Here is a 12,803-nt window from a genome sequence, read left to right on the forward strand (position 1 = left end):
ATGATTCGCTTCGACAACGTCTCCAAGCAGTATCGGGGTGGCACGAGACCCGCCCTCAACGCCATCGATCTCGAGATCCTCCGGGGCGAGTTCGTCTTCCTCGTCGGCGCCTCCGGGTCCGGCAAGTCCAGCTGCCTCCGCCTGATCCTCAAGGAGGAGCGGCCCTCCTCCGGCTCGATCCACGTGCTCGGGCAGAACCTGGGCAAGATCTCGAGCCGCAAGGTCCCCTACTTCCGCCGCAACATGGGCGTGGTGTTCCAGGACTTCCGGCTCCTCCCGAACAAGTCGGTCTTCGACAACGTCGCCTTCAGCCTCCAGGTGATCGGCAAGTCGAAGGGCTACATCCAGGAGGCGGTCCCCGACACGCTCAAGATGGTGGGCCTCGCCGGCAAGGCCGCGCGCCTGCCGCACGAGCTCTCCGGCGGTGAGCAGCAGCGCGTGGCCATCGCCCGCGCCGTCGTCAACAAGCCGGCGGTCCTGCTCGCGGACGAGCCGACCGGAAACCTCGACCCGACGACCAGCGCCGGCATCATGGCCCTGCTCGAGCGGATCAACGCCGGCGGCACGACCGTCATCATGGCCACCCACGAGGCCGGCATCGTCGACCAGATGAAGCGCCGCGTCATCGAGCTCTCGGCCGGCAGCATCGTCCGCGACGAGAGCCGCGGCGGCTACGGCCAGACCGAGAGCATCACCGTCGTGCACGACGGCGTCGTGGTCGTCGCGGCCGACGACCACCCGACGACCACCTCCTCGATCGCCGTCCCCGTGATCACCGAGAGCGCCCTCGCGCCCGCCGAGGTCCCCGAGGTCGACCTGCGCCGCGACCCGGCGCCCGCCGCCGCCGCTCCGGAGCTCCCCGAGCACGGCGCCGCGTTCGCGCGCCCGCGCCTGCAGCAGACCGCGCCTCAGCCCCGCGTCCCGGAGGGCCGACGCTCGGCCGCCGCGCCCGAGACCCACGTCGCTCCCGCCCGCCCCACCACCCGGTCGAACCCGGTCGTGCCGCCGCCGCCCCCCGCTCCGGCCGAGACCCCCGTCTCGCCGCGCGTGGTCGAGCTGCAGAGCCAGACCGGCCCGATCTACCTCCCCGCCGACACCGGGGCCCTCCCCGAGGAGTCGCTCGCGGCCCGCCTGGGGCTGCGCGCCCACGCGGGCGAGGGCGACGAGTCCGGGGACGACCAGCAGGATGTAGGACCCGTCAAGTGAGATACGCACTGATCTGGTCGGAGGTCTCGAGCGGCCTCCGGCGCAACGTCTCCATGGTCGTCTCGGTGATCCTGGTGACCTTCATCTCGCTCACCTTCGTCGGCACCGCGATCCTGCTGCAGATGCAGATCGGCCAGATGAAGAACTTCTGGTACGACAAGGCCCAGGTCGCCGTGTACATGTGCACGGCTACCTCCGGCGGCGCGAACTGCAGCGGGTCCGACGCCACCCAGGAGCAGATCGACACCGTCGAGACGCAGCTCGCCGGCGCGACGCTGGCGCCGTACATCGACCGCTCCTACTTCGAGGACCACGACCAGGCCTACGCGAACTTCCAGGAGCAGTTCGCCGGGAACCCCGTGGCCGAGTACGTCACGCCCGACCTGCTCAACCAGACCTTCTGGATCAACCTGAAGGACCCGACGCAGTCGGACGTGCTCGTGGAGAGCCTGTCCAGCGTCTCGGGGGTCGAGAGCGTCACCGACCAGAAGCAGTACCTCGATCAGATCTTCTCGATCCTCAACGCGGCCAGCTACACGGCCATCGGCATCGCGATGCTGATGCTCGTGGCGGCGGTGCTGCTGATCGCGACGACGATCCGATTGTCGGCGTTCTCGAGGAGACGGGAGCTGGGCATCATGCGGCTCGTGGGCGCGTCGAACCGGTTCATCCAGACCCCGTTCATCCTCGAGGGCGTGTTCGCGGCGCTGCTCGGCTCGATCCTCGCGGGAGTCGCGGTCGTGGCGATCGTGGTCTTCTTCGTGCAGGGCTTCCTCGCCTACCGGATCCCGCTGACGTCCTTCGTCGGGGTGGACGACGCCCTGATCGTCGTGCCGATCCTCATCGTGGTGGGGATCATCCTGGCGGCGATCTCCGCCAACGTGGCGATCGCGCGGTACCTGCGGGTCTAGACCGCCCGGCGCGATCGGCCGCGTGCGGCCGTATACTGGTGGGCTGCCCCGATCGGGGTGGCCCACCATCGCTCTCGGACCGAAGGAGCAGCCGTGCCCAGGGAACAGGGACAGAAGGTCGTCGCGACCAATCGCAAGGCGCGCCACGACTACCTCATCGAGGACACCTACGAGGCGGGACTCGTGCTCTCGGGAACCGAGGTCAAGTCGCTCCGCAACGGGCGCGCGTCGCTGGTGGACGGCTACGCCTTCGTCGACGGCGGCGAGGCGTGGCTCGATGCCGTGCACATCAACGAGTGGGCCCAGGGCACCTGGACGAACCACCCGCCGCGGCGCAAGCGCAAGCTGCTGCTGCACAAGGCGCAGATCCTCAAGATCCACAACAAGGTGAAGGAGGGCGGGTACACGCTGATCCCGCTCTCGCTCTACTTCAGCGACGGCAAGGCCAAGGTCGAGCTGGCGGTCGCCAAGGGCAAGAAGGACTACGACAAGCGCCAGGTGCTCCGCGAGCGCCAGGACCGCCGCGAGGCCGACCGCGCCATGTCGACCCGCCGCCGCATGGGCGAGTAGGGCGCCCGCGCCGACGTCCCGCAAGCGGGGGAGGCGTGCCCTGCGGTCCTGAGAGACTGGACGTCGTGACCTCTCCCGACAACGCTCCCGACGCGCCGACCACCGCCGCGGAGGAGAGGACGCGCTGGCGGGCTTTCGCCGTCGCGGTCTCCGTCGCCGCCTTCACGATCCTCGACCTGTCCAAGGTCAACGTGGGGCTGCCCTCGATCGAGAAGTCGCTCTCTGCGGACCCGAGCCAGCTGCAGCTGATCGTGGCGGGCTACGCGCTCGCGTTCGGCCTCTCGCTCGTGCCGTCGGGTCGGCTCGGCGACATCAAGTCGCGGCGACTGCTGTTCCTCGTCGGGCTCACCGCGTTCACCCTCGCGAGCCTGCTCTGCGCCGTGGCGCCGACCATCGAGCTGCTCGTGGTCGCCCGCTTCGTCCAGGGCGTCGCCGCCGGCATCCAGATGCCCCAGGTGCTCGGCCTGGTGCAGCAGCTGTTCACCGGGGCGGCGCGGGCCCGCGCCTTCGGTGTCTTCGGCGCCGTGATCGGGCTCTCCACGGCCTTCGGCCCGACGCTGGGCGGTCTGCTGATCGCGATCGGCGGCGAGCAGGACGGCTGGCGCCTGCTGTTCTGGATGAACATCCCGCTCGGCATCGCCGCCCTCGTCTTCGCCTGGAAGCTGCTGCCGAAGGTGCAGCGGACCCCGCAGGGCGACACCTCGCTCGATCCGGTCGGCCTGCTGCTGCTGGGCGTCACGATCTTCGCCTTCATGCTGCCGTTCCTGCTGACCACCGGCGCCTCGACGGACTCGCCTTTCCGCTGGTTCTGGCTGCTGCTGGCCGTCGTCGCCGCGTACGCCTTCGTGAAGTGGGAGGCGCACTACGCCGCGAAGGACCGCACGCCGGTCATCGACTTCCGGATCTTCCGCACCAGCTCGTACCGCAACGGCATCCTCGTCGCCACGTCCTACTTCGCGGCGATCCCGGCGACGTTCCTGCTCACGACGCTCTTCCTCCAGCAGGGGCTCGGGCTCGCGCCGGTCTTCGCGGGGATGGTGAGCATCCCGTTCGCCCTCAGCTCGGCGGTCACCGCCTGGTACGGCGGCAAGCTCGTCCAGCGCTACGGGCGCGCCCTCGTCGTGCTGGGCATCGTGCTCGTCGTGATCGGCTTCACGCTGGTGCTTCTGGCGGCCGAGCTGCTGCCGGCCGAGACCGCGGCGTACGGGATGGGGGCGGCGATGCTGGTCGCCGGCGCGGGCGGCGGCTTCGTCGTCTCGCCGAACCAGACGCTGACGCTCGCCGAGATCTCGCCCGAGCAGGGCGGCGTCGCGGGCTCGGTCGGCCAGCTCGGGCAGCGCGTCGGCACGGCGGTGGGCACGGCCTGCGCCTCGGCGGTGTTCTTCGCCACTCTCGCCAGCGAGGCCGGGATGGCCGAGGGGCTCGACCAGTACCACGACGCCTTCCGCAACGGCTACTTCGTCACCCTCGGGCTGATCGCGCTGGCGCTGGTGCTCGGACTGCTCGATCTGCGCCGTCGACGGGTCACGGCCCGCTCGACGAGGTAGACTCTTCTCTCGTAACTCCACAGTGTGCGACGACGACCCACTCCACCCGGCCATCGGCCGGCGAGTGCTCGCGGGGATGATCGGTTTCGACATCGCCTGCGAAACTGCGAGAAGCGGGTCGAGGATTCAGGGTTATCTCGTTAACGATCTCTGAAAAACACAGGTGCCGAACAGAAGCGCACCGACTTCGCTCTCGCTGCCTAAGCCAGAGTAGATAGTCCGTCAGCCCGTGGGTGCGTCCTCGCCCCGGATCCTGGCGTCATCTAGAGGACTTGCTGCGTCGTTACGCCTGAGGGCGACGCGGGACTTGCACTCGGGCTGGGCCCGTCGACCGATGCGCCAGTGGTAACGGTCGGGGCCGAGCAGAACGCTCTCACTGGCTACACCCGTAGAAGGCGCAGAATCACAGCGATGGACGGGGGTTCGATTCCCCCCATCTCCACCACCGGTCGTCGTCGCACACGAGGAGGACGCGCTCCCGCCGCAGCGGCTGCTCCACGGGGCTGCTGCTGCACGGTACGGATGCAGCACGGTACGGATGCTGCACGGTACGGATGCTGCGCCGGTCCGGTCACTCCGGCCGGACGTCGAGCTGACGGACCCGCCCGTAGAGGGTCAGCAGCGCCAGGCGCTCGTCGTCGTCGCGGACGTCCCCACCCGAGGGCGCGTCCAGCGTCAGCGGCGGAGTCCAGGCCCGGTAGAGGTGCTGCCGCGTGAGGACCGCCGCCGTCGCCCCCACCGGGTAGCGCGCCTCGGCATCGATGCGCAGCTCCGCGAACGCGCTCGGCAGGAGCCGCTCGAGTGCGCTCGTGAGGGGCGCGAGGCGGTCGGAGCGCTCGCCGTCCACGGTCAGCGTCACTGCGTTCATCGCCCCGAGGGCCGCCGCCAGGTGCTCGACCGCGTGGTCGTCGACGCAGTCCTCCGTGACGAGCAGGGCGACGACGCCGCGGGGCTTCAGCCAGCCGAGCACGGCCTCCTCGGCGTCGCCGTGCACCGACACCACCCGGTCGGAGATCAGCGCGTAGTCGTGCACCAGCCGGCCCCAGCGCCGGACCGCGTCGTCGGACGATCCGGCCAGTGCCTCGGCGGCGGCGAGCAGCGCGCTCTGCTGCTGCAGGCGGGTGAAGAGGGTGTCCGCCGGGCGGAGCACGTGCTCCGTCGTCGCCGATCGCTCCGGCTCGGGGCTCTCCGGGGTGTCTCCCGCGTGCTCGTGCATAGCCGACTCCTGAAGCGCATCGCGGCGCCCCCGAGCCGTTGGTCGGCCGTGTCCGACCGTGCTCCCACGATGCGCGCGCGCTGCGGTGCTGTCAAACGACGGGCGGAGGGGGTTGACCGCGTCGGCCGGGGCACCGGCCTCCCGCCTCAGCGCGCGGCACCGAAGAGGCTGCCGGTGCTCGCTCCGGTCGCCGGGTCGAAGACGGCGCAGAGGATCGCGCGGTCGCCGTGCCGCCAGCTGACCTCGGACGGCACGAAGCTGCGGTACTCGAGGGCGGAGTCGCCGTAGGCGATGCTCATCACGGCCCCGAACTCGGGCTCGCACCCCGCGTCCGCCTGGGCGAGCAGGGTGTTGCGGCTCGTGTAGTCGTCGCCGGGCTGCGCGAAGACGTGGAAGACCTCGAGATCGTGCGATTCGGCGCAGGGGACGGCCTCGACGTCGGCGACGCGGTCGTCGTCCGGCTCCTGGAGGCAGTCGCCCTTGGCGATCGAGAAGGGGTCGACGGTGCCCGCGGTCACGACCGCTCCCGTCTCGTCGCGCACCGCGTCGGGTCCGCCGGAGCCGACGACCGAGGAGCACGCCGCGAGCGGCAGGGAGGCCGCGAGGAGCACCGCGGCGAGGAGAGCCGAGCGGCGCCGGCTCATCGGCGGGCGGCGATCGCGAGGACCTCGTCGTGCAGGTGGCCGTTCGTCGCGACGGCGCTCCCGTGCCAGGGGCCGTCCTCGCCGTCGGCCGAGGTGAAGCGGCCGCCCGCCTCCTGCACGATCGGCACCAGGGCGGCGAGGTCGTAGGGCTTCACGTCGAACTCGCCGGCGCCGTCGATGAGGCCCTCGGCGACGAGCATGTAGGGCCAGGCGTCGCCGTAGGCCCGGTCGCGCCAGACCGTGCGGGCGAGCTCCAGCAGCTGCTCGAGCCGGCCGGCGCCGTCCCACTGCTGGATGCTGTTGTAGCTGAAGGTGGCGTCGGCGAGGGAGGCGACGCGCGAGACCTGCAGGCGGCGCGGCTCCTCCGCGGCGGGGGCGACCAGCACGCCGCGCAGGCCGTCCGGCAGGTCGAGGCTGCCCAGGGGAGCCCGGCTCTCGTCGACCCAGGCGCCGGAGCCCTTCGAGGCCCACCAGCGCTTGCCGAGGGCGGGGGCCGAGACGACGCCGACCACCGGGACGCCGTCGATCGCGAGAGCGATCAGCGTCGCCCAGATCGGGACGCCGCGGACGAAGTGCGCCGTCCCGTCGATCGGGTCGAGGATCCACTGCCGAGCGGCGTCGCCGGAGGTGCCGAACTCCTCGCCGAGGATCGCGTCGTCGGGGCGCTCGGCGGCGAGGATCGCGCGGATCGCCTCCTCGACGGCCCGATCGGCGTCCGAGACGGGCGTGCTGTCGGGCTTGGTGTCCACGACGAGGTCGAGCGCGAGGAAGCGCTCGCGCGAGATCGCGTCGGCGGCGTCGGCGAGGCGGAGGGCGAGGCGGAGGTCGTCGTCGAGGGTCACGCGTCCACGATACTGAGCGACCCCGCCGATGGCCTGGTGCCAGCGCAGTGTGGACGCGCGTCTCCCTGCTGCTCGAGCAGCTCCGGAGGGGCGCACTGCATGCTGGTCGAGCAGCCCCGGAGGGGCGTGTCGAGACCCTCCGCCTCCGAGGGACGGGTTCTGGCGACCGGCCGTCCGGACCCGGTGGATCTCGATACGCCCGCTGCGCGGGCTGCTCGATCAGCAAGAGGCGCGGACTGCTCGATCGGCAGCGAGCGGGGTGTCCGAGTGCCGATTTGACGAAACGGGGGTGGGCGCTGGTAATGTGATCCCTCGGTTCGGCACGCACGATTCGCCGGTCACCACGCACCTCTAGCTCAATCGGCAGAGCAACTGACTCTTAATCAGTGGGTTCTCGGTTCAAGTCCGAGGGGGTGCACCACTCGAGACGCCCGCCACTCCGGCGGGCGTTTCGTCGTTTCCGGAGCGCGCGACGCCGCCGCTCTCCGCCTGGGCATCCCCGCAACGTGCGGCTGCGCTCCCTGCGCTCCCCGCCTCGTCCGTGGGAGGCTGCCCTCTTCGTCCGATCCGCTCGATGGTGCGCGCCCGTCCCCCTCCCGAAAGGACCGCCGTGCCCGAAGACGCCCTGCAAGAAGTCGGCTCCATCGCCCTCGCCGTCCTGATCGCCGTCGTGATCGCCGTCGTCGTGACCGCGGTCGTGGCCCTGATCATCCGCTCGATCGGCAAGCGCAAGACCTGGGCGCGGCTGCTGATCCGCCGGGTGCGCATCCCGTTCCGCGTGCTGCTGCTCACCATCGCCGTCTGGGCCGCGCTCGCCGCGACCGTCTCCGGCGACACCTGGCCGGGGCTCGTCGACCGGATCTTCCAGATCGCCACGATCGGCACCGCCGCCTGGCTGGTCGGCGCGACCTTCGTCTTCCTCGAGGACCTCGGCGCGGAGCGCTACCGCACCGACACCGCCGACAACCGGCGGGCGCGGCGCCTGCGCACGCAGATGACGATCATCCGGCGCGTGGCCGTCGCAGCCGTCGTCGTGATCGCGATCGGCGCCTCGCTGCTGACCTTCCCCGAGGCGCGGACCGCCGGGGCGTCCCTGCTCGCCTCCGCCGGTGTGCTCTCGATCGTCGCCGGTCTCGCGGCGCAGTCGAGCCTGACCAACATCTTCGCGGGGATGCAGCTCGCCTTCAGCGACGCGATCCGCCTGGACGACGTGGTCATCGTCGAGAACGAGTGGGGGCGGATCGAGGAGATCACGCTGACCTACGTGGTCGTGCACCTCTGGGACGACCGCCGCCTGGTGCTGCCGACCAACTACTTCACGACGCAGCCGTTCCAGAACTGGACCCGCACCGGCTCCGAGCTGCTCGGCGCCGTCGAGCTCGACCTCGACTGGCGCGTGCGCCCCGAGGAGATGCGCACCGAGCTGCACCGCATCCTCGAGGAGACCGAGCTCTGGGATCACCGGGTGAGCGTCCTGCAGGTGACCGACGCGGTCGGCGGCTACGTCCGCATCCGCGTGCTCGTCACCGCGAAGGACGCGCCGACGCTGTTCGACCTGCGCTGCTACGTCCGTGAGCGGCTGGTCACCTGGCTGCACGAGAGCGACCCGATCGCCCTGCCGCGCCAGCGCGTCGAGATGCAGCACGAGGAGGCGGGCACCGCGCCCGCACCGCGCAGCCGCACCCGCTCGGCGCCGGACAACCTGTTCTCGGGCGACCAGCAGTCGAACGAGCGCGGCGCGCTCTTCACCGGCCTGATCGACCTGCGCGAGACGCCCGACCGCGACGGCCGCCCGCGCGCCTGAGCGCGGCCGCGGCCGGGCCCGGATCAGGCCTGGTCGGACGCGAAGGCGAGCAGCGCCTCGGCGATCCGCGCGTCGGCCTCCTCGTGGCTGATCGTGGCGGTGCCGTCGCCCGGCTGCGGGCCGTACCAGCCGAAGTCGGCGTGGTTGGCGCCGTCGATCTCGACGAAGTGCGCGTCGGCGGGCAGCTGGTCGCTCGCCGCCGCGACTTTCTCCGGGGTGCTCAGGCCGTCCTCCGAGCCGCTCACGCTCAGCACCGGCAGCGCCGACGCGGAGAGGTCGTTCGCGCAGTAGCTGCCGAAGAGCACGAGACCCGCGACCTCGGGGTCCTCGCCCCACTGGCAGGCCTTCACGCCGCCGAGGGAGTGGCCGCCGACCAGCCACTCGTCGACGCCGCCGGCCTGCGCGGTGAAGCTCTCGAGCGAGCGGAGGTCGAAGAAGGCCAGGTTGAGGATCGGCCGGGTGATCACCACGCTCGCGCCGGCCTCGACGAGCGGCGCGAGGGTCGCCTCGTAGGCGGCGGCGTCGACCTTGGCACCCGGGACGAAGACGAGCCCGACCCCGTCGAGGGCGGTGCCGGCGTCATCGGTCGGCGTCAGCACGATCGCGGTGTCGGTGCGCTCGACGGCGACCGCGGGATCCGCGTCGACACGGGCGAGGGCCTCGGCGTCCGGGCCCATCACGATCGAGGACCAGGTCAGGAAGGCGAGGAGGGCGACCGCGACGAGCCCGCCCAGGCTCAGCAGGACGATCCGGAGAGGGCGGCGCCGACGCGGCGCGACACGCCGGGCGCTCACCGGTGCGCCGCGATCGCGTCGGCGGCCTGGACCAGCGCGAGGTGCGAGAGCGCCTGCGGGGTGTTGCCCGCGTGGCGGCGGTTCTCGACGTCGTACTCCTCCGAGAGCAGCCCGACGTCGTTGCTGAGCCCGACGAGGCGGTCCATCAGCGTCCGGGCGTCGTCGAGGCGGCCGGAGGCGGCGTACTGGCTGACCAGCCAGAACGAGCAGGCGAGGAACGGATGCTCGCCGCCGGCCAGGCCGTCGACCGAGGACTCCGTCCGGTAGCGGTGCAGCAGGCCGTCGTGCATCAGCGCCCGCTCGAGCTCGGCGACCGTGCCGAGCATCCGCGGGTCGTCGGCGGCGACGAAGCCGACCATCGGCAGGACGAGCAGGGAGGCGTCGACCTCGCTGGAGCCGTAGGACTGCACGTAGTGGCCTCGCTCGGAGTCGAAGCCCTGCTCCTCGATCTCGGCGCGGACGGTGTCGCGCAGCCGCTCCCAGGTCTCGACCGGACCGTCGAGGCCGTGCTCGCGGACCGCGCGGACGCCGCGGTCCAGCGCCGCCCAGATCATCACCCGGGAGTGGGTGAAGTGCCTCGGCTCGCCGCGGATCTCCCAGATGCCGTTGTCGGGCCGCTGCCAGTTGCTCTCGACGAAGCCGAGCAGCGCGCGCTGCAGCGGCCAGGAGAACTCGGTCTCGTCCACTCCGGCGGCGCGCGCCTCGTGCAGGGCGACCATCACCTCGCCGATGACGTCGGCCTGGTACTGGTCGACGGCCGCGTTGCCGATCCGGACGGGCGAGGCGCCGTCGTAGCCGGGCAGGCTCGGCATCTCCCGCTCGGCCAGGTCGCGCTCGCCGGCGAGGCCGTACATGATCTGGACGTCCTCGGGGGCTCCGGCGACGGCGCGGAGCAGCCAGGCGCGCCACTTCTGCGCCTCCTTCTCGAAGCCGTGCGCGAGCAGGGCCTCGAGGGTGAGGGAGGCGTCACGGAGCCAGACGTAGCGGTAGTCCCAGTTGCGGCTGCCGCCGAACTCCTCGGGGAGCGACGTGGTCGCGGCGGCGACGATGCCGCCGGTCTGGTCGTCGGTGAGGGCGCGGAGGGTGAGCAGCGAGCGGACCACGGCCTCGCGGTAGGGGCCGTCGTAGCGGATCGCGCCCGCCCACTCCGTCCACCAGCGGACGGTGCGCTCGATCGCCTTGTCGACGTCGAGCACCTTCGGGGCGCGCTGGTGCGAGGGGAACCAGGCCATCGACAGGTCGATCGTCTCGCCGGGCGCCGTGTCGAACTCGGCCGCGTGCACGTGATCGGTCGCCGAGAGGCGCACGCCGCGGACGACGACCGCGTCCGGGCCGGCGACGGCGACGAGCAGCGGATCCTCGTCCGTCCCCTCCTGGCGCACCCACGGCAGCGTGCGGGCGTAGTCGAACCGGATCCGCAGCTCCTGCCGCATCCGCACCGTGCCGGAGACGCCGCGGACGCGGCGCACGAGCTCGGCCCGGTCGTCGCGCAGCGGCATGATGTCGGTGACCTCGACGACGCCGGTCGCGGTGGTCCAGGTGGTGACGAGCGCGAGGGTGTCGCCGAGGTAGTGCCGCTCGACGGTCGCCTCCGCGTCCACCGGCCGCAGCGACCAGCGGCCCTGGTCGTCACCGCCGAGGAGCGCACCGAAGATCGAGGCGGAGTCGAAGCGGGGGAGGCAGAGCCAGTCGATGCCGCCGTCGCGGGAGACGAGAGCGGCGGTGCGGCAGTCGGAGAGGACGGCGTAGTCCTCGATCGGGGAGACCATGCGCTGATCCTGGCAGCAGAACGCTGGGCGCTCCTGCGAGGTCCGAGGACCACCGACCGGGGCGCGCCCCCGTCAAGGCCGGGAAACCGTCGGCGGGGGCGCCGTAGGGTGTGGCGCATGCCTCAGTCGGTCTCCACGCTGCTCATCCTCGGTGCGACGGGGGACCTGTCCGCCCGCCTCCTCCTGCCCGCTGTCGGTCAGCTCCTGACCCGCGAGCCCGATCGCCGCCTGCACCTCGTCGGCGCCGGTCAGGAGGACTGGACGCAGGAGCACTGGCACCAGGTGGTGACCACGTCGTTCGCGACCGAGACGGCCTCGGGCGCCGGCATCGAGGCCCTCGTGTCGGGGACCCGGTACCAGCAGGTGGACGTGACGGATCCGGAGGCGCTCGCCGCGCTGCTCGCGAGCTGCGAGGGCCCGGTCGCGATCTACTTCGCCCTGCCGCCCGCCGTCGCGGCGAAGGCCTGCGACGCGCTCGCCGCGCACGACCTGCCGGAGGGGACCGTGCTCGCGCTCGAGAAGCCCTTCGGCACCGACGAGGAGAGCGCCCGCGATCTGAACGCGCGCGTCGCCGCCCTCGTCCCCGAGGATCGCGTGCACCGCGTCGACCACTTCCTCGGCCGCGCGACGGTGATGAACCTGCTCGGGCTGCGCTTCGCGAACCGTATCCTCGAGCCGCTGTGGTCCGCGGAGCACATCGAGAGCGTCGCGATCGTCTACGACGAGCAGCTGGGCCTGGAGGGGCGGGCCGGTTACTACGACGGCGCCGGCGCGCTGATCGACATGATCCAGAGCCACCTGCTGCAGGTGCTCGCGGTCGTCGCGATGGAGCCGCCGTCGACGCTGGACGCGGCGGACCTGCGCGACGCCAAGGGCATCGTCCTGCGCGCGACGCGGCTGGCGGGCGAGGACCTGACCGCGAGCTCGCGGCGGGCGCGCTACGCCGCCGGCTCGGTCGACGGACGCCAGCTGCCGGCCTACGCGGACGAGAAGGGCGTCGACCCCGCGCGCAAGACCGAGACGCTGGCCGAGCTGACCGTCGAGATCGACACCTGGCGCTGGGCGGGAGTGCCGTTCACGCTGCGCTCGGGCAAGGCGCTGGGGGAGCGGCGGCGCGAGATCGTCATCCGCTTCAAGCCGGTGCCGCACCTGCCGGCCGGCTTCCACGGGACGGCGGAGGCGTCGGTGCTGCGGCTCTTCCTCGCGCCGGACCAGATGGCGCTCGAGCTGAACATCAACGGCCCCGGCGACCCCTACACGCTCGAGCGCGCATCGCTCGAGGCGACCTTCGGGGCGGGGGAGCTGCTGGCCTACGGCGAGGTCATCTCGGGGATCCTCGACGACGACCCGTCGCTGTCGGTCCGCGGTGACGCGGCCGAGGAGTGCTGGCGGATCGTCCAGCCGGCGATCGACGCCTGGCGCGCCGACGACGTGCCGCTGGACGAGTACCCGGCCGGCAGCGAGGGCCCGGAGAGCTGGCCGACCGTCTGAGCGCGCGGG

The 12,803-nt window shown here is 71.9% G+C and carries 11 protein-coding genes, 1 tRNA gene and 1 other RNA gene; 8 read left to right on the plus strand and 5 right to left on the minus strand.

All coding sequences use genetic code 11. The features are described 5' to 3' along the window. The 5 genes from ftsE to ssrA all read left to right on the plus strand — a co-directional run bounded on the left by ftsE (position 1) and on the right by ssrA (position 4,679). A complete protein-coding gene (gene ftsE / locus HRK28_RS12860) occupies positions 1–1,206 on the plus strand; it encodes a cell division ATP-binding protein FtsE (RefSeq protein WP_173251845.1) in 1,206 nt (401 codons plus the stop codon). Continuing rightward, complete coding sequence (gene ftsX / locus HRK28_RS12865) at positions 1,203–2,117, plus strand: permease-like cell division protein FtsX (RefSeq protein ID WP_173251846.1); 915 nt, start codon at positions 1,203–1,205, stop codon at positions 2,115–2,117. Before ftsE ends, ftsX begins: the two co-directional genes overlap by 4 nt. Positions 2,118–2,210: 93 nt before the next feature. Beyond that, on the plus strand, positions 2,211–2,687 hold the full coding sequence (gene smpB / locus HRK28_RS12870) for an SsrA-binding protein SmpB (protein ID WP_123447996.1): 477 nt from the start codon (positions 2,211–2,213) through the stop codon (positions 2,685–2,687). Between the two features lie 65 nt (positions 2,688–2,752). Continuing rightward, positions 2,753–4,234, plus strand: a complete 1,482-nt coding sequence (locus HRK28_RS12875) for an MFS transporter (protein WP_167306052.1) — start codon at positions 2,753–2,755, stop codon at positions 4,232–4,234. Between the two features lie 72 nt (positions 4,235–4,306). Then, positions 4,307–4,679: a transfer-messenger RNA gene (gene ssrA / locus HRK28_RS12880) on the plus strand. 126 nt (positions 4,680–4,805) lie between these two features. On the opposite strand, the gene HRK28_RS12885 is transcribed toward ssrA, so the two are convergent. From HRK28_RS12885 to HRK28_RS12895, 3 genes are all read right to left on the minus strand, one after another. Continuing rightward, a complete protein-coding gene (locus tag HRK28_RS12885) occupies positions 4,806–5,450 on the minus strand; it encodes a hypothetical protein (RefSeq protein ID WP_173251847.1) in 645 nt (214 codons plus the stop codon). Positions 5,451–5,596: 146 nt separating this feature from the next. After that, positions 5,597–6,094 carry a septum formation family protein gene (locus tag HRK28_RS12890; protein WP_160090370.1) on the minus strand — a complete coding sequence of 166 codons (498 nt, stop codon included), beginning with the start codon at positions 6,092–6,094 and terminating at the stop codon, positions 5,597–5,599. Further along, the gene (locus tag HRK28_RS12895) at positions 6,091–6,936 is read right to left on the minus strand and encodes an inositol monophosphatase family protein (RefSeq protein WP_173251848.1); all 846 of its coding nucleotides are present in this window, start codon (positions 6,934–6,936) and stop codon (positions 6,091–6,093) included. Before HRK28_RS12895 ends, HRK28_RS12890 begins: the two co-directional genes overlap by 4 nt. Before the next feature lie 345 nt (positions 6,937–7,281). Between HRK28_RS12895 and HRK28_RS12900 the strand changes: the two genes are divergently transcribed. Together HRK28_RS12900 and HRK28_RS12905 are read left to right on the plus strand one after the other, a co-directional pair. Beyond that, a tRNA-Lys gene (locus tag HRK28_RS12900) sits at positions 7,282–7,357 on the plus strand. Between the two features lie 189 nt (positions 7,358–7,546). Next, positions 7,547–8,740, plus strand: a complete 1,194-nt coding sequence (locus HRK28_RS12905) for a mechanosensitive ion channel family protein (RefSeq protein WP_367948415.1) — start codon at positions 7,547–7,549, stop codon at positions 8,738–8,740. A gap of 23 nt (positions 8,741–8,763) precedes the next feature. Here HRK28_RS12905 and HRK28_RS12910 read toward each other — a convergent pair whose 3' ends face one another. Further along, complete coding sequence (locus HRK28_RS12910) at positions 8,764–9,534, minus strand: alpha/beta hydrolase (RefSeq protein ID WP_173251850.1); 771 nt, start codon at positions 9,532–9,534, stop codon at positions 8,764–8,766. Continuing rightward, positions 9,531–11,303 carry a glycoside hydrolase family 15 protein gene (locus HRK28_RS12915; protein ID WP_173251851.1) on the minus strand — a complete coding sequence of 591 codons (1,773 nt, stop codon included), beginning with the start codon at positions 11,301–11,303 and terminating at the stop codon, positions 9,531–9,533. The genes HRK28_RS12910 and HRK28_RS12915 overlap by 4 nt, the downstream gene beginning before the upstream one ends. A 117-nt stretch (positions 11,304–11,420) precedes the next feature. Here HRK28_RS12915 and HRK28_RS12920 point away from each other — a divergent pair, with 117 nt between their 5' ends. Further along, positions 11,421–12,794, plus strand: a complete 1,374-nt coding sequence (locus HRK28_RS12920) for a glucose-6-phosphate dehydrogenase (protein WP_167306051.1) — start codon at positions 11,421–11,423, stop codon at positions 12,792–12,794. The last annotated feature ends 9 nt before the right edge of the window (positions 12,795–12,803 follow it).

It is taken from the genome of Rathayibacter sp. VKM Ac-2835, from assembly GCF_013266705.1.
Lineage (GTDB): Bacteria > Actinomycetota > Actinomycetes > Actinomycetales > Microbacteriaceae > Rathayibacter.